The following is a 23,534-nucleotide window of genomic DNA, read 5'->3' on the forward strand; positions in this document are numbered from 1 at the left end:
CCGCAAGAACACCGGGCTCTTCGCGTGTTGCACCAACGCCGTGTTCCATGACCGGAAACGCGCTATGCGTTTCGTCAGAGCTGCTTCAACAACCCCCGCAGGTCCACCTTCTCGCCCACGATCCGCTCCACCTCGCTGATCCTCACCCGCTCCTGCTGCAAGCTGTCGCGCTCGCGGATGGTGACCGCGTCGTCCGTAAGGGTCTCGTGGTCCACGGTGATGCAGTAAGGTGTTCCGATGGCGTCCTGGCGTCGGTAGCGCTTGCCGATGCTGTCCTTCTCGTCGTACTGGCAGTTGTGGTCCAGCTTCAGGCGGTCCATGATGGTGCGGGCCTTCTCGGGCAGACCGTCCTTTTTGATCAGCGGCAGCACGGCCACCTTCACGGGCGCCAGTGCCGCCGGGATGCGCAGCACCACGCGCTCCTCGCCGTTCTCCAGCTTCTCCTCGTCGAAGGCCGCGCTGAGGATGGCGAGGAACATGCGGTCCAGACCGATGCTGGTCTCCAGCACGTAGGGCACGTAGCTCTCGTTGGCCTCGGGGTCGAAGTAGGTGAGCTTGCGGCCGCTGTACTTCTCGTGGTTGGCCAGGTCGAAGTCGGTGCGGCTGTGGATGCCCTCAAGTTCCTTGAAGCCCATCGGGAAGCGGAACTCGATGTCGCAGGCCGCGTCGGCGTAGTGCGCCAGCTTGATGTGGTCGTGGTAGCGGTAGTGGTCGGCGGGCAGGCCCAGGGCGCGGTGCCAGGCCATGCGCTTGGCCTTCCAGCGCTCGTACCACTCCTGCTGGGTGCCGGGCTTGATGAAGAACTGCATCTCCATCTGCTCGAACTCGCGCATGCGGAAGATGAACTGCCGCGCCACGATCTCGTTGCGGAAGGCCTTGCCGGTCTGTGCGATGCCGAAGGGGATCTTCATCCGCGCGCTCTTCTGCACATTGAGGAAGTTGACGAAGATGCCCTGGGCGGTCTCCGGACGCAGGTAGATGGTGCTGCTCTCGCCGCTCACACTGCCCAGCTCGGTGGCGAACATCAGGTTGAACTGGCGCACATCGGTCCAGTTGCCCGTGCCGCTGATGGGGCACTTGATCTCCTCGTCGATGATCAGCTGACGCACGGCCACCAGGTCGTTCGCCTCCAGCGCGGCCTTCATGCGGCCTTCCACGGCATCGATCCGCTCCTGGCTGCGCTTCACGTTGGGGTTGGTGGCGCGGAATTGCGCCTCATCGAAGGCCTCGCCGAACTTCTTGCGGCCCTTCTCCACCTCCTTCTCGATCTTGTCGGCGTACTTGGCCATGTGCTCTTCGAGGAGCACGTCGGCGCGGTAGCGCTTCTTGCTGTCCTTGTTGTCGATCAGCGGATCGTTGAAGGCGTCCACGTGGCCGCTGGCCTTCCAGGTGGTGGGGTGCATGAAGATGGCCGCGTCGATGCCCACGATGTTCTCGTTGAGCTTGGTCATGGCCTCCCACCAGTAGCGGCGGATGTTGTTCTTCAGCTCCACGCCGTACGGACCGTAGTCGTAGGTGGCGCTGAGGCCGTCGTAGATCTCGCTGCTGGGGAACACGAAGCCATACTCCTTGGCATGGCCGATGAGGGTCTTGAGCCGGTCTTCCTGGTTGCTCATAAGATGGGCGTGCGCTCTGGAATGCTTCAGCGTCGCGGGCGCAAAGATGGGGAGCCGCGTTGTGATCCGCGGCTTGGGCCCTAGGGGCGTACCGGGTCACACCACAACGAGCGTGGGGTGGTCCGGACGACGCACGTTCACGCGGGATGCGAGCGTTGAAAAGGCCATGGAACCCAGCTCGAAAAGGATCGCTTCGCACCTCGTCCCGTCAACACGCCCGTGTGCGCAACTTGGGGGGGGCCACGGCCTGCCTCCGCTGGGCCCCCGGGTACTTTCGGCGCGGCCGCTCGTGCGTCCTGCCCCGTCCATGCCCACCCTGCTGCGGATCGCCTGGTTGCTGCTGCCTCTGCTGGCGGGCGGGCCTGCGGTGTGGGCCCAGCCGGTGAACGACGATTGCGCTTCGGCCCTGACGCTGTGCGCCCAGCAGCCGCTCACGGGGAACAATACGGGGGCCGTGGGCATCCCGGGCTTCTGCCCCGGCACCAACAGCGTGCTGTGGTACACCTTCACCACCAATTCGCAGGGCGGCCCGGTGAACGTGGCCATCAACGGATTGGACTGTCCGGTGGTGGCCGGCATGGACAATGAGCTCAGCGTCATCGTGCTGAGCGGCGACGGCAGCTGCCTGCCGGGCAGCTTCACTGCGGTGGGCGATTGCACCCAGGATTCGGTGGACTTCACCATGACCACGGACAGCCTGTCGGCCAATACGCAGTACTGGGTGCTGGTGAGCGGAGTGGCGGACAACGGGGCCACGATCAGCGCACAGTGCGACTTCGAGATCACGCCCAGTGGTCCCGGAATGGACATCGTGGGGGTGGATTTCAGCGCGGGCGAGGATGTGGAGATCGGCGAAGGCGAGTATGCGGAGCTGGAGGCCACCGGCGGCACCACCTACACCTGGACGCCGAACGCCGGGTTGAGCGATGACGCGATCCCCGATCCGTTGGCCAATCCGACGGAGACCACGACCTACACGGTGACCACGCAGTTGAACGGCTGCACGTACAGCGACGAGGTGCTGGTGGAGGTGATCCGGCGGATCCAACCGACGAACACCATCACTCCCAATGGCGATGGCTTCAATGACACGTGGACCATCTTCGGCATCTCGGATTACCCGGCCTGCGAGGTGACCATCTACGATCGCTGGGGCCAGCGTGTGTTCCGTAGCGTGGGCTATGCCGAACCCTGGGGCGGCACCAACGGCGGAGCGCGTCTGCCGATGGCCACCTACTACTACCACATCGTGCTCAATACCCGGGAGGGTGGGTCCGCCGTGGCCTACACCGGGTCCATCACCATCGTGCGATGAGGGCCGTGCTGCTGTTGACCGTCGTGCTCTGCGCCATGGGGGTGCGGGCGCAGCAGGTGCCGCAGTACTCGCAGAACGTCCTCAACTACTTCAACATCAATCCGGCGGTGGCGGGCAGCAAGGACTGCATCGACGTGCGGCTGGGTTTCCGCAAGCAGTGGGTCGGTTTCGAGAACGCACCCACCACGGGCTGGGCCAGTGTGCACGCCACCATCCGCAACAAGAAGAAACCCTACCTGAAGGGCAAGCACGGCATCGGCGGCTACGTGGAGGCCGACGACACGGGCCCGCTGGGCTATACGCTGATCAACCTCGCGTACGCCTACCACGTGCGCATGAACAAGGACCACTACCTGGCGATGGGCACCTTCCTGGGGGTGAAGCAGCAGAAGTTCGATGTGGGTCAGACGCTGGTAGCGGACTTCAACGACCCTGTGCTGGCGAGCAAGAGCTCCACCTTCGTGTTCCCGATCATCTCGCCCGGGATCTGGTTGTACAGCAGGACATACTGGGCCGGCCTCAGTGTGCACCAGCTGCTGAACAACCGTGTGCCCGGCATCGGGACGGATTCGCGGCTGAGCCCGCACTACATGCTGAGCGCGGGCTACCGCTGGCGCCTCGGCCGCAAGACGTCGGTGACCCCCAACGCACTGATCAAGCTCTCGCGAGGGTCGCCCATGGCCATGGACATCAACGCCATGCTGGAGTGGAACCGGGTGCTGGGCATCGGGGTGAGTTACCGCAACCAGGATGCAGTGGTGGCCATGGTGAAGTTCGGCTTCCTGAAGTTCTTCACCCTCGGCTACGCGTACGACATCACCACCTCGCGTCTGAAGGCCGCGAGCAGCAACACGCACGAGGTGATCCTGGGCATCACCCCCTGCATCCCGGTCGACCCCAGCAAGCGCATCGTCAGCTGCCCCATCTTCGAATAGGACCCCATGAAGGACCACGGACCCCGAACGCACTTCCGCCCGCTCTTGCTCACGCTGCTCCTGATGGGAGGCGTGGTGCGCGCCCAGGATGTCCTCTACTGGACCGGCGGCGATGGAGGCTGGAGCGATGCCCGCATGTGGTCCGCCGCGCCGGATGGAGCGGGCGGTGCCGGCGTGCCGGACGAAAGCACCGAGGTGCGCATCGGTGGCACGGATGCCGTGGTGCGCGTGGAAGGGTCGGTGGCCTGCCGCTCATTGCATGTGGATGCACGCGGTGCACGCGTGCGCGTGAGCGGTGGTGCACAGGCGCAGGTATCGATCGCCGGTGGATGGGTGATGGCCGGTGATGCCGGGATGGAGGTACAGGGGGGTGTGCGGCTCACGGGCCGCGCCGGCGATGCGGTGATCGACCTGCACGGGGTGGAGGTGGACTGCGATGTGGTGTTGGACGGACCGGGAAGCTGGGACCTGGTGAGCGCGCTGGCGATCGATGCGGCGCACGCCGTGCGATTGGAGCGTGGTGAGCTGCGGTTGAACGGCGGCGTGCTGAAGGCCGGAACGCTGGTCGTGGACCCCAAGGCCGCCGGCGGGTTCATGGCCGACGGTGCCATGGTGCTGGTGGACGCCCTCGAGGGCCAGGGTGCGCCGCGCGTGGCCTGGCAGCCCTCAACGATGCTTCTGGTGAACGGAGCGGCCCAGCGCTGGGACGGAACGGCGGTGAGCGAGGCGGACCTGATGCGCGCGGCCGTGAACTGCGGAACGGGCGCCGGCCAGACCCCCTTCCAGGTGGACGCCACGGTGACCAGCAACTACAACGGCTTCGGGGTGAGCTGCAGCGGGCAGTGCAACGCGTCCGTGAACGTGTCCATCCAAGGCGGCATCGGGCCCTTCGCCATCCAGTGGCAGGGCGGCCCCAATGGCTCGGGAACGTCCCTGCCGTGGGTGAACACCTGCGCGGGGAACAAGCTGGTGATCGTCACCGACCTGGGGCAGAACGTGGGTTGCTTCGCCTCGGTGCTGGTGACGCCGCCCCCCCCGCTGGGCGTGGTCTTTTTCGGGCTCAATCCACCGGCCTGCGCCAACGTGTGCAACGGCACGGCCATCACCTTTCCGGGCGGCGGCACGGGTTTCGGCTACCAGTACAACTGGAACAACGGGGCGGAGACCGTGCCGAACCCCTCCCAGTTGTGCGCAGGGGTGAACTCGTTGGAGATCATCGATGCGAACGGCTGTGTGTTCGACACCACCTTCACGATCACCCTGCTGCCCTTGGCGGCCACCTTGCAGAGCACCCCACCGAGCTGCGCGGGCGATTGCGACGGCACGGCGGAGGTGACGGTCACCGGCGGCACGCCGGGCTACACCTACAACTGGGAGCCGGGCACCCCGACAGGGGACGGCACGCCACAAGTGACCGGGCTTTGCGCGGGCAACTACACGGTGCTGGTGGCCGATGCCAACGGGTGTGATACACTGATCGCGTTCAGCCTGGTGGCACCGCCACCGATCGTGCCGAACCTGGTGACCACTCCGGCAAGCTGCGCCACCTCGTGCGACGGCTCGGCCACGGCCACCCCGTCCGGTGCTGTTGGCCCCTTCACGTTCCAGTGGACCCCGGCGCCGGGAAGCGGGCAAGGCACCGGCACGGCCACTGGGTTGTGCGCCGGGAGCGGCACGGTGTTGATCACCGATCAGCCCACGGGGTGTGACACGCTGGTGAGCTTCATCATCGCCTCACCGCCACCGCTGCTGGCCACGCTGACGCCGGTGAACGTCACTTGCGCGAACGACTGCGACGGAAGCGCTGACGTGGTGGTGAGCGGAGGCACGCCAGGGTACACCTACACATGGACCCCCCCGCCGGGCGCAGGCCAGGGCACACCGAACGTCACCGGGCTCTGCGCGGGCAACTACACCTTGCTGGTGGCCGATGCGGTGGGCTGCGACACGCTGATCGGGTTCACGATCACGGCACCCCCACCGTTCATCATCGTGCTCGACACCACCTCCGTGAGCTGTTCCGGTGTGTGTGATGGGGCTGCATCCGTACAGGTCTCCGGCGGAACCCCGAACTACGGCTATCTCTGGTCGAACGGGCAGATGGGTCCGGCGATCACGGCGCTCTGCGCCGGTCCCTATTCCGTCACCGTGTCTGATGCGAACGGATGCGACACCACGCTGGCCTTCGTGCTTGCCGAGCCGCCGCCGATCGATGCCGTGCCCACGCAAACGAACGTGACCTGCGGTGGGCAGTGTGATGGCACGGCCTCCGTGGCCGTGACCGGTGGCACGCCCGGATACACGTACGTGTGGACGCCTGCACCCGGCGGAGGTCAGGGTACGGCGGATGCGACGGGCCTGTGCGCTGGTCCGTACAGCGTGCTCATCACCGATGCGAACGGATGCACGGTCTCCGTGCCGTTCACCATCCTTGATGCGGTGCCCCTGCAGTTCTCGCTCAACGTGCAGGACGCTTCTTGTCCTGGGGTGTGCGATGGTGAAGCGGGAGTGATCGTCACGGGCGGTACACCGAATTACGTCTACCTGTGGTCGCCTGCACCAGGCGGGGGCCAGGGTACGGCGAACGTCACCGGTCTGTGTGCCGGTCCCTACCAGTTGACCGTGACCGACGCGCTGGGTTGCGACAGCACCATCGCCTTCACGGTGAACGCCCCCACGGCCATCCTGCCGAACGAGGTGGTGGTGGAGCCGGTGTGCGCCGGCTCGTGCGATGGCAGCATCACCTTGGCGCCCACAGGGGGCACGGGCGTCCACACGTTCACTTGGACGCCTCAGCCGCCCAACGGTCAGGGTCAGCCGCAGGCCACAGGCCTATGCGCGGGCCTTTGGAGCGTCACGATCACCTCCGGTGGTTGCGACACCACGCTCACGATCGACCTACAGGCTCCGCCGGCCCTGGATGTGCAATTGACCTCGACGGACGCCAGCTGCGCGGATGCGTGCGATGGTGCGGCCACGGCCGCGGTGAGCGGTGGCACGCCCGGATACACCTATGTGTGGACCCCTGCGCCGGGCGGCGGGCAAGGCACCCCGAACGCCACGGGGCTCTGTGCGGGCAACTATGCGCTGCTGGTGACGGATGCGGCGGGTTGCGACACCACGCTGACGATCACGATCGATGCGCCGGACCCGCTGGATGTGCAGCTGGCGACCACCCCGGCGAGCTGCGGTGGTGCATGTGATGGCACAGCGACGGCCCCGGCGAGCGGTGGCACCCCGGGCTACACCTACGTGTGGACCCCCGCCCCCGGCGGTGGTCAGGGCACCCCGAACGCAACAGGGCTTTGCCCCGGTGCCTACACGCTGGTGGTGGCCGATGCGAACGGGTGCGACACCACGATCGCCTTCACGATCAGCACGCCGAGCGGGATCCAGGCCACACCGCAGGTGACACCGGCCAGCTGCGCCGATGTGTGCGATGGATCGATCGATCTGGTAGTGACGGGTGGCGTGGCACCGTACACGTTCGACTGGACGCCCGTGCCTGCGGTGGGTGCGGGTACGGCGAACGTGAGCGGGCTGTGCCCGGGGGATTGGACCGTGGTGATCGGTGATCAGGCCCAGTGCGATACGGTGCTGGTGATCAACGTGCCGGCACCATCGGCCTTGAACGCGGTGCTGACCGTGACGGACGAGACCTGCGACGGACCGTGCGACGGCACGGCGAGCGTGACGGTGAGCGGCGGACAGCCCGGCTACCAATACACCTGGGCTCCGGCACCGGGTGGCGGCCAGGGCACGCCGAACGCGACGGGGCTTTGCGCAGGTGCCTACACCCTCACGGTGACCGATGCAGGTGGTTGTGACACCACCCTCACCTTCGACGTACTGCCCCAGCAGCCGATCGATGTGGGCCTGGTGATCGTGGACGGGATCTGCGCGCTGACCTGCACGGGATCGGCCACCTCCACCCCGACAGGAGGCACCGGCCCGTACACCTTCTTCTGGTCACCGGCACCCGGCACCGGCCAAGGCACGGGCAGCGTGACGGGCCTCTGCGATGGCCTGTACGCGGTGACGGTGACGGATGTGAACGGGTGCGACACCACCGTGACGTTCAATGTGGTGAAGCCGCCCCCGATCGTGTCGAGCCTGCAGTGGGGCAATGAGACCTGCAACGGGCCGTGCACAGGCAGTGCGGCGGCCTTCCCCACGGGAGGGAACGGTGCTCCATACACCTTCCTGTGGACGCCGGCACCGGGTGGCGGTCAGGGCACCAACATCGCCACGGGGCTCTGCGCCGGCATCACCTACAGCCTCACCATCACCGATGTGCTGGGCTGTGACACCACCGAGAGCTACACCATCCTGCCGTTCCAGCCGATCGTGCCCAACCTGGGCACCACGCCGGTGAGCTGCGCAGGCACGTGCGACGGAACAGCAACGGTGGGTCCCACGGGCGGTGAAGCGCCGTACACCTACACCTGGTCGCCGGCTCCGGGCGCTGGTCAGGGCACACCGCAGGCCACGGGCCTGTGCGCGGGCGTGTACACCGTGACCATCGCCGACTTCTTCAACTGTGACACCACCGTGCAGGTGCTGATCACCGGACCGCAGCCCCTGGACCTGGGGGCGTCGGTATCGCCCATCACCTGTGCGGGCCAATGCGATGGCAGCATCGTGCTGAACGTGAACGGCGGAACGCCTGGCTACTCCTACAACTGGACGCCCGACCCGCCGAACGGTGATGGCAGCAACAGCGCCTTCGGTCTGTGCCCGGGCACCTATGTGGTGCTTGTGACGGATGCGAACGGTTGCGACACCACGGCCACCTTCATCCTGGACGAGCCGCTGCCGTTGACGGCCACCCTCACCACCACGCTGAGCCAGTGCCAGCAGTGCATCGGTGCGGCCGAGGTGGAGCCGGCAGGGGGCACACTGCCATACAGCTTCCAATGGACGGGGCAGGGCGGTGTGATCATCGGCACGGACAGCGCCGTGGTCAACCTCTGCGCCGGGCTCTATACCGTGCTGGTGAGCGATGCCAACGGATGCCTGTTCTCCCTGCCGGTGGCGATCACGGACAGCGACGGGGAGGTGCTGGCCACGACCAACGGCCTCACCAGCTGCCCGGGCGGCTGTGATGGTTCGGTGAGCGTGCAGTACGTGTGCAGCGATCCGCCCTGCATGGTGCAGTGGACCGACGCGCTCGGCGTGGACCTGGGCCAGCCCGCGGACACGGCCACCAACCTCTGCGCAGGCAGCTACCTGGTGCAGGTGACCAACGGATCGGGCTGCATCAGCATCGACACGGCCGTGGTGGCCTCGCCGCCGCCGATCGTGGCCAACCTGGGCACCACGCCCGAGACCTGTGCGGGCAGTTGCGACGGCACCGCCACCGTGGGCCCGGTGGGGGGGCAGCCGCCCTACACTTTCGATTGGACCCCCGACCCGCCGGGCGGTGATGGTGGTCCACAGGCCACCGGGCTCTGCGCCGGCGCCTATGATCTGTTGATCACGGATCAGGGCGGATGCACCCTGCAACTGAGCGCGCTGATCCTGGCGCCCACGCCCATCGATCCCGTGGCCGTGATCACGCCGGAAGGATGCCCGGGCAGCTGCGATGCGAGCATCGTGCTGAACCCGGTCGGCGGCACGCCGGGATACACCTATGTCTGGCAGCCGGTGCCGCCCAACGGGCAGGGCGGCTCCTCCGCGCTGGATCTCTGCCCGGGGGATTGGACGGTCACCATCGCCGACCTGAACGGATGCGACACCACCATGGTGTTCACCATCGCTGAGCCGGCCGCGTTGGTGCTCGCGGGAAGCAGCACGCCCAGCCAGTGCCAGGTGTGCAACGGCACGGCGGAGGTCGTGATCGCCGGAGGTACACCGGGCTACACCATCCAATGGACCGATGGCAACGGCCTTCCCGCAGGCAACGCACCATCGCTGGCAGGGCTGTGCGCAGGTCTCTACACGGTGACGGTGACCGATGCGGGCGGTTGCAGCGCGAGCCTCGTGGTGCCCGTGACCGACGCGAACGGCGAAGTGCTCACCGTCACCGACGGCAGCACCACCTGCAGCAACACGTGCGACGGTGAAGTGAGCGTGCAGTACGTCTGTTCGCTGCCGCCATGCACGGTGACGTGGACCGATGCGCAGGGCGATACGCTGCTCCAGAACAACAATGTGCTGACGGGCCTGTGCGCGGGCATCTATTTCATGGCCGTGGAGAACGCTGCCGGCTGCATCACGATCGACACGGCCGTGGTGGCGCCGGGCACTTCGCTCGTGCCAGGCCTGTCGTCCACGCCCGTGAGCTGCGCCGGTGCGTGTGATGGTACGGCCACGGTGGGCCCCACGGGCGGCATCGGGCCTTACACCTTCGACTGGTCGCCCGACCCGATCACAGGGGATGGCGGTCCGCAGGTGAGCGCGCTTTGTGCCGGGGTGTACACGGTGCAGATCGTTGACCAGAGCACCGGGTGCGACACGCTGGTGAACGTGCTGATCCTGGAACCGCAACCGCTGAGCGCCTCGGCCGTGGTGGCGGATGCCTCCTGCGAAGCGCAGTGCAATGGAAGCGTCGTGGTGACGGTGCAGGGAGGTACGGGCCCGTACACCTATGCCTGGTCGCCTGTGCCCGCGAACGGCGATGGCACCAACGCGGCCTTCGGCCTGTGCGGAGGCAGCTACGACCTGCTGATCACCGATGCGAACGGCTGCGATACGCTGATCACGTACACCATTGTTGAGCCGCCCCCGCTGGTGCTGACGGCGAGCGCGACACCGAGCGAATGCGGTCTGTGCATCGGCGCGGCCGAAGTGGAGGTCGCGGGAGGCACACCGCCCTACACGTTCGCCTGGACCCTCAATGGCGCCCCGGTGGGCGCGGACAGCGTGCTGACGAACCTTTGTGCGGGCCTGTACACGGCCACGGTGCAGGATGCCAACGGCTGCCTCGCCGCCCTCTTGGTGCCCATCACCGACAGCAATGGCGAAGTGGTGAGCACGACCGACGGGATCACCAGCTGCCCGGGTGAATGCGACGGCGAGGTATCGGCCTCCTTCACCTGCAGCGATCCCCCCTGCACGTCGGTGTGGACCGATGCGCTCGGCAACGACCTCAACGAACCGGGGACGAGCCTGGACAGCCTCTGCGCGGGTCCGTACTACATCGTGGTCACCAACGCTTCGGGCTGCATCACGATCGACACGGCGACGGTGGTGGAGCCCGATCCCATTGTAGCGCAGCTGAGCACCACGCCGGTGACCTGTGCGGGGCTCTGTGACGGCACGGCCACCGTAGGCATCAGCGGGGGCGTCGGTCCCTACATCATCGATTGGTCGCCCGATCCGATCAACGGGGACGGCACTCCGCAGGTGACGGACCTCTGCGCGGGCACCTACGACCTGACCATCACGGATGCCAGTGGGTGCAGCATCACGGTGGCGGTGCTCATCCTGGAGCCGCAACCGCTCACGATCACCGCCGTGGCGGAACCCGTGAGCTGCACCGGCGCCTGCGATGCCAGCATCGTGCTCACCGTGGTGGGCGGCACGCCCGGCTACAGCTTCGATTGGACGCCCGACCCGCCGAACGGCGACGGCACCAATGCGGCGTTCTCGCTGTGCGCCGGCAGCTATGCCGTGCTCATCACCGACCTGAACGGCTGCGACACCACGCTCACCTTCACCGTGGTGGATCCCCCGCTCTTCGAGGCGCAACTGTCCACTACGGACAACCTCTGCTTCGGTGATTGTGCGGGTACGGCCACGGTCGTTCTCAGCGGGGGTGTCCCGGCCTATACCCTCACCTGGTCCGATGCCGGTGGATCGATCCTCGCGCAGGACACCACCTTCATCGACGGGCTCTGTGCCGGCGACTACACCTTGGTCGCTCTTGATGCGAACGGATGCACCATCACGCTGCCCTTCACCATCGGACAGGGTGCGGCGATCGATGCGGGCCTGCTGTTCACGAACGAGACCTGCTTCGGCCCCTGCGATGGCACAGCGAGCGTGAGCCCGACGGGCGGCGCCGGCGGTTTCACCTTCCTCTGGCAACCCCAACCGGGCGGCGGGCAGGGCACTCCGAACGCCACGGGCCTCTGCCCCGGGAACTGGACGGTGACGATCGCCGACAGCCTGGGGTGCGACACCACGATCGCCTTCACCATCCTGCCCTTCGCCCCCATCGTGCCCAACGAGGTGGTGACGGGCGTGCTGTGCAATGGCGCGTGCGATGGCACCATCACGGTGGCGCCGACCGGTGGCTTCGGCAACTACGGCTACACCTGGTCGCCTCCACCGCCCAACGGTCAGGGCACCGCCACGGCCACCGGGCTCTGCCCCGGCGTGTGGTCGCTGACGATCACCGATGCCATCGGCTGCGACACTACGGTCACCTTCACCATCCAGGAGCCCTCGCCGGTGCAGGTCACGGTGGACAACATCGTGCCGTCGAGCTGCAACACCGCGGCCGACGGTGCCATCGCCATCACGATCGGTGGCGGGGTGGGCGGCTACACCGTGTTGTGGGCCGGCCCGGGCGGGTTCTCCAGCAACGCGGAGGACATCGCGCAGCTGCTCCCCGGACCGTACACCGTAGTGGTGACCGACGCCAACGGCTGCTCGGCCAGCGCCAATGCCCAGGTGGATGCGTTGGTGACCGTGATCGCCGAGGCGGGCGCGGGCCAGCAGGTCTGTTCAGGGGCGGTGGTGACGCTGGACGGCAGCGCGAGCACCGGTGCGACGAGCTGGCAATGGACCGATGGGCAGGGCACCGTGGTGGGTACTCAGCCCGTGCTGTCGCTCACGGGCCTCGCCCCTGGGACCTATACCTACACGCTGACGGTGACGGACGGACCGTGCTCGGCGCAGGATCAGGTGACCGTGGAGGTGTGGTCCTCGCCGTTCGCGGATGCCGGGCCCGACCGGACGATCTTCCTCAACGCGCAGACCGAGCTGGGAGGTGACCCCAGTGGCCCGCCGGGTTCGACCTTCAGTTGGCAGCCGGATTCGTTGTTGGACGATCCCACTGCGGCCAACCCTTTGACGACGCCTCCGGGCACCACCTGGTTCGTGCTCACGGTGACCACGCCGGACGGCTGTTCGGCCGTGGATTCGGTGCTGGTGACCGTGGTGCCCGAGGTGGTGATCCCATCGGGCTTCACCCCGAACGGCGACGGATGGAACGAGGTATGGCAGATCGACCTCATCGACATGTTCCCCGAGTGCGAGGTGGAGGTGTACAGTCGCTGGGGCGAGCTGCTGTTCCAAAGCGTCGGCTACAAGGAGCCGTGGAACGGCAGCTACAACGGCGGCCTGGTGCCGGTGGGCACCTACTACTACGCCATCCGCCTCAACCACCCCGACTTCCCCGAACCCTACACCGGTCCGCTGACCGTCATCCGCTGAAGCCATGAACCTGCGCCACCAAGTCCTTCCGCTGTTGATGGTCGCCGGCACGGCGGCCGCGCAGCAACTGCCGCAGCTCAGCCAGTACGTGAGCCAGGACTACCTCTACAACCCGTCCGTGGCCGGATCGAGGCCCTGGTTCGAGCTGCGCAGCGCGCATCGGTACCAGTGGGTGGGGGTGCAGGATGCTCCGCGCACCTTCATGCTCAGTGCCACCACACCGGTGGGTCGGAAGATGGGCCTAGGCGGCTTCCTGTTCACCGACAACGTGGGCCCCACGCGCCGCACCGGGTTCCAGCTCACCTACGCCTACCACCTCCAGCTCACCGAGAAGCTGCGGCTGGGCCTGTCGCTGAGCGGCGGGTTGGTGCAGTTCCTCATCGACGGGTCCAAGATCACCTTCCACGACGGCAGCGATCCGGTGATGGACGATCAGTTGCGCGGTGAGGTGGTGCCCGATGCCACGTTCGCGTTCCTGTTGCACCATCCCAACTACTGGTTCGGCGCCACCGCTCCCCAGCTGTTCAACAACCGCATCTACTTCTTCGATGAGCAGGAGGAGACGCTGAGCCGCTTGGAACGCCACTATTTCGCCACCGGCGGATACCGGATCAGGTTCTCCGACGACCTGCGCCTGGAGCCGAGCTTCCTGGTGAAGTATGTGAACCCGGTGCCGCCGAAGTTGGACGTGAACCTCACCCTGAACTACAAGGACATCCTGTGGATCGGGGGGGGCTGGCGGTCCAACGACGCCATACCGCTGATGGTCGGGTGCTGGCTGAAGAAGATGTTCCAGTTCGGGTATTCGTTCGACCTCACCACCACGGGCCTGAGCCGCTACAGCCAGGGCACCCATGAGGTGATGCTGGCCCTCACCTTCGGGAAGGACCGTCCGGCTCCGCGCACCAAGGCGGCCCCCACCGCCCCGGCTGCGCCCCCGGCTCCGTGACGAGCGTCGTAGGATGGCGACAGGTCCACCCGCCCGAGCCGCTCGTCGCAGCGAGCCCGTGACCCGGCGAAAACCCGCGCTGGACTGGCGTTCCGAGGGGTGTTTTGGCTACCTTGCACCCCCTTGCGCCCGACCGTGAGCTTCGACCCGATCCCTGGACCGATCCGCCCGTGGGGTGCGGCCTTGGCGGTGGTGCTGTTGTCCGCCACCTCCGTGGAGGCCCAGACCTTCGTGATGGGCAACGCCAGCTGGCAGGCTTGCAGCGGGGAGTTCCTGGACAGCGGAGGTTCCGGCGGACCATATGGGGACAGCGAGGACCTGACGGCCACCCTGTGCCCGACCAATGGCGCTGGATCGGGCTCCACCGTATCGGTGACCTTCACGGCGTGGGCGGTGCAGCCCGGGGCCACGGACCAGCTCTTCATCCACAACGGCACCAGTACGGCCGACCCGCTGCTGGTCACGGGGAATGGGGCCAACTCCTTGAACGGACAGACCATCACATCCACCGGACCGAGCGGCTGCCTGACCTTCCACTGGGTGAGCGATGCGGCCAACACCTTCGCGGGGTGGGCCGCCACCATCGGCCCGGCCCCCGATGCGGGCACGTCCACCGGCATCACCGTCTGCGATACGGACGCCCCGCTGGACCTGTTCGCCGCGTTGAGCGGCACGCCGGACGCGGGGGGCTCCTGGACAGCCCCCGGAAGCGTGCCCCACGGGTCCACCTTCGACCCGGGCACGGACCCTCCGGGGATCTACACCTACACGGTGAGCGCGGGGGGCGGCTGCCCGGTGGCCACGGCCACGGTGACCGTGGTGGTGAACACGCAACCGGTCGCCGGGGTGAGCACCAGCATCGGGGTGTGCAGCGATGACACCCCCTTCAGTCTCTTCGCCCTGTTGGGACCCACCGCGCAGGCTGGCGGCAGCTGGACCGGTCCCGGCGGCCCGCATCCCCCGACCTACACCCCGGGCGTGTCCCCGGCCGGGATCTACACGTACACCGTCCCGGGTGTACCGCCGTGCGTGGACGCGTCGGCCACGGTGACGGTGAGCGAACAGGCGGCCCCTGACGCCGGCGGCGATCGCAGCATCACCGTGTGCAGCGATGACGCCCCCTTCGCGCTGACCACGCAGCTCAACGGCACCCCCGATCCCGGCGGGCAATGGGTGGGCCCCGGCGGACCGATCCTTGGCGACCTGTTCGACCCCGCAGTGGGTCCGGCCGGGGTGTGGACGTACACCGTGACGGGGATCCCTCCGTGCTCGAACGCCTCGGCCGAGCTCACCATCACCATCCGCCAGGCCCCGGACGCCGGCAGCGACCGCACGGTCGTGGTCTGCAGCACGCGGGGCTCCTTCGCGTTGGTGGATTCCCTGGGCGGCACCCCGGACCTCACCGGCGCGTGGACCGATCCGAACAACGTGGCCGTCAACGGCACCTTCATTCCGGGCACCAGTGCGCAGGGCACCTACACCTATACGGTCACCGGTCAATCGCCCTGCGACCCGGCCGTGGCCACGGTCACCGTGCAACTGGTGATCGCCCCGGATGCGGGCACCAACGCCACTCTGCTGCTGTGCTCCACGGATGCCGATGTGCAGCTGTTCGGCGAGCTGGGGGGCGCTCCGGACCCGGGAGGCAGCTGGACGGACCCGGACGGGGACCCCTTCTCCGGGACCTTCGATCCCGGCAGCGATGATCCCGGTATTTACACCTACACCGTGCAAGGCCAGGCGCCGTGCGTTGATGCCAGTTCCACGGTGACCATTACCGTGACCCCGGCGCCGAACGCGGGCAGTTCGGGCACCGCCTTGGTGTGCAGCACCGAGGGTGCCTTCGATCTCGTGGACAGCCTGGGTGGTTCGCCGGCGGTGAACGGAACCTGGACCGATCCCAATTCCGTGAACGTGCCATCCGGGACCTATGTGCCCGGCACCTCCACGCCCGGCCTCTACACCTACACCGTGACGGGCCTTGCACCGTGCGCCAACGCCATCACCACGGTGGACGTGGACGAGACCGCGGCGCCGAACGCCGGAACGAGCGCCGCCCTCACGGTGTGCAGCGATGATCCGGTGGTGGACCTCTTCACGCTGCTGGGCGGAGCCGATCCAGGGGGTACATGGACCGATCCCGGGAGCCAACCGCACTCGGGCCAATACGACCCGGCCACCGATGTCGGCGGCACGTATACCTACACGGTGGCGGGCACCCCGCCGTGCTCGGATGCGGTGGCCAGCGTGCAGATCACCCGCCGCATCGCGCCGAGGGCCGGTACGGACGGAAGCACCACCGTGTGCAGCAACACCGGCAGTTTCCCGTTGATCTCCGTGCTCGGTGGGTCGCCAATGACCACCGGGGTATGGACGGACCCGAACGGAACGTTGGTCCCCTCGGGGAACTTCATCCCGGGCCAGAGCCTGCCCGGACCATACCGCTACGTGGTAAGCGGCACGGCGCCCTGTGTGAACGACACGGCCTTCGCCACGGTGAACGTGCAGCAGGCGCCCAACGCCGGCATCAACGGGGACACCTTGGTGTGCGGCAATGGGTCCTCGTTCGCGTTGAGCCTGGTGCTGGTGGCGCCCTTCGATGCTAACGGGTCCTGGACCGGACCGGGCACGTCGCCGCACGGCCCCATCTACGACCCGCTTACGGACGTGCCTGACGTGTACACGTACACCGTGGCCGGTGACCCGCCGTGCGCCAACGCCACCGCCTCGGTGATCGTGCAGGAGGTGGCCCCGCCGAACGCGGGCACCGACAACACGGTCACGGTGTGCAGCAATGCGGCGCCCTTCAGCCTGTTCGGTTCGCTCGGCGGGACGCCGGCATCGGGCGGTACATGGAGCGGGCCGGGCGGTGCGATGAACGGCACCTTCACCCCGGGCACCAGTCCCGCGGGACAGTACACCTACACGGTGTCCGGTACCGCGCCCTGTTCATCGGTCTCCGCCATCGTCACCGTGGTGGTCAACAACGCCCCACGCGCAGGAGGTGATGGGGCTGCGACGGTCTGCACGAACTCCGGCGCGATCGACCTTTTCACCCTGCTGCAGCCCCCGTACACCGCTGGCGGCACCTGGCTGGACGTGAACTCGACGGGCCAGCTGTCCGGCAGTGTGCTCCAGACCAACGGGCTGCCGAACAACGTCTATCTGTTCCGTTACGTGGTGCTGGGCTCAGGTCAGTGCCCGAATGACACGGCCGCGGTGTCCATCACCATCGCGCCGCAGCTGGACGCCGGGAGCAACACCTTCCGGCAGGTCTGTGGCAATGAGACGGCCTATGACCTCTTCGCGCACCTCAACGGCGGGCCCGATCCGGGCGGTGTCTGGATCGACAATGACAACACGAACGCGCTCACCAACGGGGTGTTCAACGCCACGCTGGTGGCCCCGGGCAACTACGACTTCACGTATTTCCTGGACGGTGGCGGGTTCTGCCCGGACGACCAGGCGATGATGACCGTGAACGTGGAAGGCGCGCCGGATGCGGGGCTCAGTGCGGACACGGTGGTCTGCGGCAACGGCGGTGTGTTCCAGTTGTTCACGGTGCTCGGTGGCACCCCGGAAGCAGGTGGGACCTGGAAGTTCAACGGCCAGCCGCACGGACCGAGCTACGACCCGGTGAACGACCTGCCCGGTGAGTATGAGTACCGGGTGGATGGCGATCCGCCCTGCCAGGACTCCATCGCCACAGTGACCGTCACGGAGGTGGCCCCACCGAACGCGGGCCAGGGGCGCCCGGTGAGCGTGTGCGAGAACGATGCGCCGTTCGTGATGACCGACAGTCTCGGAGGGACGCCACAGCTGACGGGCACGTGGACGGACCCGAACAACCAGGTGCATGCGAACCTGTTCGTGCCCGGTGTGGACCCCTCTGGGGCCTACGTGTACACGGTGCCAGGGAACTTCCCGTGCAGCAACGCTTTCGCGGTGCTCACCGTGAACAAGACCTTGGAACCGGATGCCGGAGGGGACGGTCAGGTGGCGGTGTGCGATGACGCGGGCGCCTTCCTGCTCAGCACGGTGCTGACCGGCACCCCGGATGCGGGCGGGTTCTGGCGTGACCCGAACGGGGCGATCACCGATGTGCTGTTCGACCCGCTCGTGGACCCCGAAGGCGACTACACCTACGTGGTGCCGGCCAGTGGGGCCTGCGAAGCGGACAGTGCGGTGGCCAGTGTGTTCGTGAACCCCCGGCCGAACGCCGGCAACAGCACCTCCACGACGGCGTGTTCCACGGGTGGGTCGGTGAACCTGTTCCCCTTGCTGGGCGGCGCGGACAATACCGGCTTCTGGACCAACCCGCTGGGGCAGCTGCATGGGGGTGAGTTCAACCCGCAGAACGATCCGCCCGGAGCGTACAAGTACAAAGTGAATGGTGTGTTCCCCTGCCCGGCGGACTCGGCGGTGGTCATCGTATCCGTGAGCGCGCCGTTGAGCCCCGGCACCAGTGTCACCCGCTCGGTGTGCTCGTCCCAACCCTGCTTTTCGCTCTTCACGCAGTTGGGCGGTTCGCCGGCCACCAATGGCACCTGGACGGGGCCCAACGGGGTGGACGATGGCGTGTTCTGTCCGGGTCAGGACCCGCCCGGGGTGTACGTGTACACCGTGAGCGGACCGCCGCCGTGCCCGGCCATCTCCGCCACGGTCACCATCGGGGTGAGCGCCAGTGTGAACGCCGGCAATGATGTGACCACGGTGGTCTGCCGTCCCGGACCCACCATCAACCTGTTCAATCAGATCACCGGCAACCCGCAGCCGGGCGGCAATTGGCTGAACCCGGTGGACCAGCCGCACAGCGGGCTGTTCCAGCCGAGCCTGGATATCGCTGGGGTCTACAAGTACATCCGCACTGCCCAGTCGCCCTGCCCGAACGACACCGCGCGCGTCACGGTGGTGGTGAACAATGCCCCCAACGCGGGCGGCAATGGTGTCACCATCGTGTGCGATGATGAGGCCCCCTTCGGTCTGTTAGAGCTGCTGACCGGTGGGCCGGACTTCAACGGCACCTGGCGCGACCCCAACGGGGTCACCGTGGTGGGCATCTACTTCCCCGGGTCGAGCCCACCGGGCGTGTACACCTACCGCGTGGGTGGCGTGCAGGCCTGCCCCAACGATTCCAGCACGGTGACGGTGATCGAGAACCACCAGCCGTGGGCCGGGACCGATGGCGTGGACGAGGTGTGCAGCACCGAGCCGTCCTTCTCCCTGTTCCCGCTTCTGCAAGGGGGACCGGAGACCGGTGGCACCTGGCGCGACCCGAACAACGGCCCCTTTTCCGGCACTTACGTGCCCGGCATCTCCATCGAAGGCACCTACAGCTACATCCTGTTCGGCGATGCGCCCTGCGTGAACGACACGGCCAAGGTCACCATTTTCGAGAGCGAGCAGCCCTTCCCCGGGGTGGATGCGGCACGCACCCTGTGCAGCAACGGTCCATTGGTGGCCTTGTCCACCCTGCTGAACGGTTCGCCTGATCCGGGCGGCGCGTGGAGCGGACCGAACGGGCCGGTGCCCACGGGCAACTTCGATCCGGCCACCGATCCGCAGGGGGCCTACGTGTACACGATCCCGGCCGCAGCGCCCTGCGCCACGGTGAGCGCGACCGTGCAGATCACCAAGGTGCCCGCCCCGAACGCCGGACCGTCGGGCTCGCTGGCTGCCTGCGTGGATGCCAATGCGGTGGATCTCTCCACCGGCCTGAACGGAGAGGACCCCGGAGGCGTGTGGGCGAACATCAGTGGCCTGGGCGTCCTCACCGGCGGCATCTGGAACGCGACCGGTGTGCCCACGGGCAGCTATGCGTTCACGTACACCGTCGCTGGCACGCTTCCTTGCAGCTCGGATTCGGCCACGGTCACGGTGCAGGTGGTGCAAGGCCTGGATGCCGGTGATGACAGCGCGGCCGATGTGTGTGAGAGCGAGAGTCTGGTGTCGCTGTTCAGCCTGCTGCAGGGCACGCCGCAAGCCGGGGGCACCTGGGTGGATGTGGGTGGTTCGGGCGCGATGGTCAACGGGGTGTTCAACGCTTCGCTGGCCGGCGTAGGGTCCTGGCCGTTCGACTACATCCTGGCCCCTTCCGCCGCTTGCGAGGGCGACACGGCCAGGCTGGTGGTCACCGTGCTGGAGGGACCCAACGCGGGGTGCTCCAGTGGGCAGACGGTGTGCAGCAACGCCAACCCCTTCCTGCTGATCCAGTTCCTGAGCAACAACGGGTGCAGCCCCGACGCGAACGGGACATGGACGGACCCCGACGGTCTGCCCTACAGCGGACAGTTCGATCCGGCGGTGGATCCCTCCGGTCCATACACCTACACGGTGCCGGCCATCGGCAACTGCCCGCAGGCGCAGGCCACGGTGACCATGACGGTGGAGGCCGCTCCGTACGCAGGACCCGACACCAGCCTGAGCGTGTGCAGCGACGGCCCTTTGGTGGCCCTGATCTCCCTGCTCCCTGGCGCTGACACCGATGGCGCCTGGCTGGCACCGGGCAACGTGCCCTTCGGCGGCATTTACAACCCCGCCATCCACAGCCCCGGGCTTTACGTGTACAATGTGCAGGGCTCCTTGTTCTGCTTCCCCGACCAGGCCACGGTGAACATCACCGAGAACGCTGCGGTGAACGCCGGGTTGGACAATGCGGTCACCGTGTGTTCGTCCCAAGGCTCGTTCGACATGAACGCACAGCTAGGCGGAAGTCCGGGACAGAATGGATCTTGGCTGGACCCGAACGGTCTGCTTCTCCCGGATGATCTCTACGACCCCGCCGTGGATGATCCCGGAGCCTATCAGTATGTGATGGAAGGCGAAGGAGCGTGTGTGAACGATACCGCCACCCTGATCGTGAACGAGGTACCGGAGCCGCAGGCGGGCACCGGCCTCACGCTGCCGGTCTGCGTGACGGAGACGGCGCAGGATCTTTTCGAGGGTCTTCAGGCCCCCTATGATGCAGGCGGGGTGTGGTCCGATCCAGGTGCCACTGGAGCGCTCACCGACAGCTTGTTCGATGCCACGGTGGTGGGTCTGGGCACTTACACCTTCGTGTACACGGTCGCGGGCACCAGCCCGTGTCCGAACGACCAGGCCACGGTCACCGTGGAGGTCTCGGCCGGGGTCGACATCGGTACGGGGGCCATCGACACCATCTGCGGCAACGTATCATACGATCTGTTCAACTCGCTGCCGGTGGGTACCCCCCAGACCGGCACCTGGACCGACAATTCGGGGACGGGTCAGCTCAACGGCTCCATCCTCAACGCCGCCCAGTTGCCGAGCGGGGTCAGCTATCCGTTCACCTATGAGGTGCAGACCGTGGCCTGCGGACTTGTTTCGGTCGGCGTCATCATCCATGTGGCGGCGGCGCCCAATGCCGGGGGCAACGCCTCGGTGCAGACCTGCGCGAACGCAGGCTCCGTGGACCTCTTCGGCGCGCTGACGGGCGCTCCGGAGCCGGGCGGCAGCTGGACCAACCCCTTGGGGGCCGCTCACGACGGGTCGTTCGAGACCGCGACCGATGTGCCGGGCACCTACACCTACACGGTCCTGGGGACCGCACCATGCACCAACGCCACGGCGACGGTGACGATCACCGTGAACCAGCCTGCCAGCGCGGGGGCGGACAGCAGCGTCACCCTGTGCAACACGGAAACGGCCTATGACCTCTTCGCAGCCCTTGCCGGCGAACCGCTGGTGGGCGGCAGCTGGACGGAGCTCAACTCGACCGGCACGCTGACGGGCGCTGCGCTGAACACCACCCTGCTGGGACCGGGCACCTACGGGTTCCGCTATACGGTACAGGTCCCGGGTTGCACGCCCGTATCGGCCACGGTGTCGGTGACCCTGCTCGAAGGGGTGAACGTGAGCGGCTTGACGCGCATCTGCAACGAAGTGGATCGCACCTACGTCGTACGGTTCACCATCAGCGGCGGCGATGCGGCCAGCTACAGTGTCACGGGTCTTGACGGTTCGCTGAGCTCCACCTCGCCCTTCGTGTTCACCAGCGCGCCGATCCTCACCAGCCAGGGCTTCGCATGCACGGTGACCGATGCCAATGGTTGTTCTCCGCAACTGGTGGATGGGGTGAGCCCCTGCGTCTTCGAGGACGACGTGTTCGTGCCGGGGCTCTTCTCGCCGAACGGGGACGGGGTGAACGAGACCTTCCAGCTCCCCGGCATCGAGGGGTGGCCCGGCAACACGGTCGTGATCTTCAACCGCTGGGGCGACGAGGTGTACAGCGCTGCGGGCTATGACAACAGCACGGTGGTCTGGGACGGCACCTCGCAACGCGCGGGCCTCTCGGGCCAGCTGCCGAGCGGCACGTACTACTACGTCATCGAACTGGGCGGCGGGCGCGAACCGCTCAAGGGATACGTCTACCTGAACCGATGAAACGCCGCTCCGTCGTCCACGCCCTGTTCGTGCTGCTCCTGATGGGCGCGGTGGCCGGTCGTGTGCGTGCGCAGCAGGATCCCCTGTACAGCCAGTACATGTTCAACACGCTGGCCTTCAATCCGGGGTACGCGGGCAGTGCGGATGTGTTCACGATCATGGCCCTCACGCGGCACCAGTGGGTGGGCTTCGAGGGGGCGCCCAGCACGCAGACCCTGACGCTGCATTCCCCGTTGCCGGTGAACGGACTGGCCCTGGGCGGGACCGTGCTGCATGATCGCGTGGGTCCGGCGCGGCAGACCGGCGCTTTTCTGGACGTGGCGTACCGCATCCGCACCGGCGAGCGCTCACGCCTGGCCTTCGGTCTGAAAGGCGGGGTGAACCTCTTCCAGGCCGACCTCGCAGGATTGAGCACCGTGGAGGTGGATCCGTCGGCCGCGAGCATCAGCAGCAAGGCGCTGCCGAACTTCGGGTTCGGCCTCTTCTGGCACGCGCCTCGCTGGTACGTGGGCCTTTCGGCGCCCAAGTTGTTGCAGAACACCCTCACCGAGGCACAGAGCGCCGTGGTGGCCACCGCGCAGGAGGATCGCCATTACTTCCTGCTCGGTGGTGCGGTGTTCGACGTGGGCCGCGACCTGAAGCTGAAGCCCTCGGTGATGCTGCGCGCGGTGGCGGGTGCGCCGCTTTCACTGGATGTGAACCTGAACCTCCTGCTGCGGGAGCGCATCTGGCTGGGCGGCATGTACCGCGTGGGCAATGCCTTCGGCGTGATGGCGCAGTACCAGTTCAACGAGCAGTTCAGGGCGGGCTACGCCTTCGACCTCACCACCACGCGTTTGGGCGCCTACAACGCCGGCACGCACGAGGTGATGCTGAGCTACGACCTGAAGTTCACCAAGGGGCGGACGATCTCGCCACGCTACTTCTGAACC

Annotated in this window: 7 protein-coding genes; 6 read left to right on the forward strand and 1 reads right to left on the reverse strand. The window is 67.1% G+C overall.

Annotated features, from left to right (window positions below; genetic code table 11):
• Nucleotides 1–74 precede the first annotated feature (74 nt).
• The gene (locus IPJ87_15730) at nucleotides 75–1,616 is read right to left on the reverse strand and encodes a glycine--tRNA ligase (GenBank protein MBK7943299.1); all 1,542 of its coding nucleotides are present in this window, start codon (nucleotides 1,614–1,616) and stop codon (nucleotides 75–77) included.
• 307 nt (nucleotides 1,617–1,923) lie between these two features.
• Between IPJ87_15730 and IPJ87_15735 the strand changes: the two genes are divergently transcribed.
• The 6 genes from IPJ87_15735 to IPJ87_15760 all read left to right on the forward strand — a co-directional run bounded on the left by IPJ87_15735 (nucleotide 1,924) and on the right by IPJ87_15760 (nucleotide 23,531).
• Complete coding sequence (locus IPJ87_15735; protein MBK7943300.1) at nucleotides 1,924–2,931, forward strand: gliding motility-associated C-terminal domain-containing protein; 1,008 nt, start codon at nucleotides 1,924–1,926, stop codon at nucleotides 2,929–2,931.
• Nucleotides 2,928–3,866: a type IX secretion system membrane protein PorP/SprF gene (locus IPJ87_15740; protein MBK7943301.1), complete on the forward strand. Its 939-nt coding sequence runs from the start codon at nucleotides 2,928–2,930 to the stop codon at nucleotides 3,864–3,866. The genes IPJ87_15735 and IPJ87_15740 overlap by 4 nt, the downstream gene beginning before the upstream one ends.
• A 6-nt stretch (nucleotides 3,867–3,872) precedes the next feature.
• On the forward strand, nucleotides 3,873–13,250 hold the full coding sequence (locus IPJ87_15745; GenBank protein MBK7943302.1) for a gliding motility-associated C-terminal domain-containing protein: 9,378 nt from the start codon (nucleotides 3,873–3,875) through the stop codon (nucleotides 13,248–13,250).
• A 4-nt stretch (nucleotides 13,251–13,254) separates the two neighbouring features.
• A complete protein-coding gene (locus IPJ87_15750; GenBank protein MBK7943303.1) occupies nucleotides 13,255–14,199 on the forward strand; it encodes a type IX secretion system membrane protein PorP/SprF in 945 nt (314 codons plus the stop codon).
• 123 nt (nucleotides 14,200–14,322) lie between these two features.
• A complete protein-coding gene (locus tag IPJ87_15755) occupies nucleotides 14,323–22,602 on the forward strand; it encodes a gliding motility-associated C-terminal domain-containing protein (GenBank protein MBK7943304.1) in 8,280 nt (2,759 codons plus the stop codon).
• Nucleotides 22,599–23,531 carry a type IX secretion system membrane protein PorP/SprF gene (locus IPJ87_15760; protein ID MBK7943305.1) on the forward strand — a complete coding sequence of 311 codons (933 nt, stop codon included), beginning with the start codon at nucleotides 22,599–22,601 and terminating at the stop codon, nucleotides 23,529–23,531. Before IPJ87_15755 ends, IPJ87_15760 begins: the two co-directional genes overlap by 4 nt.
• Nucleotides 23,532–23,534 lie beyond the last annotated feature (3 nt).

This window comes from Flavobacteriales bacterium, from assembly GCA_016713875.1.
In the GTDB taxonomy this organism is placed as follows: Bacteria; Bacteroidota; Bacteroidia; order Flavobacteriales_F; family PHOS-HE28; genus PHOS-HE28.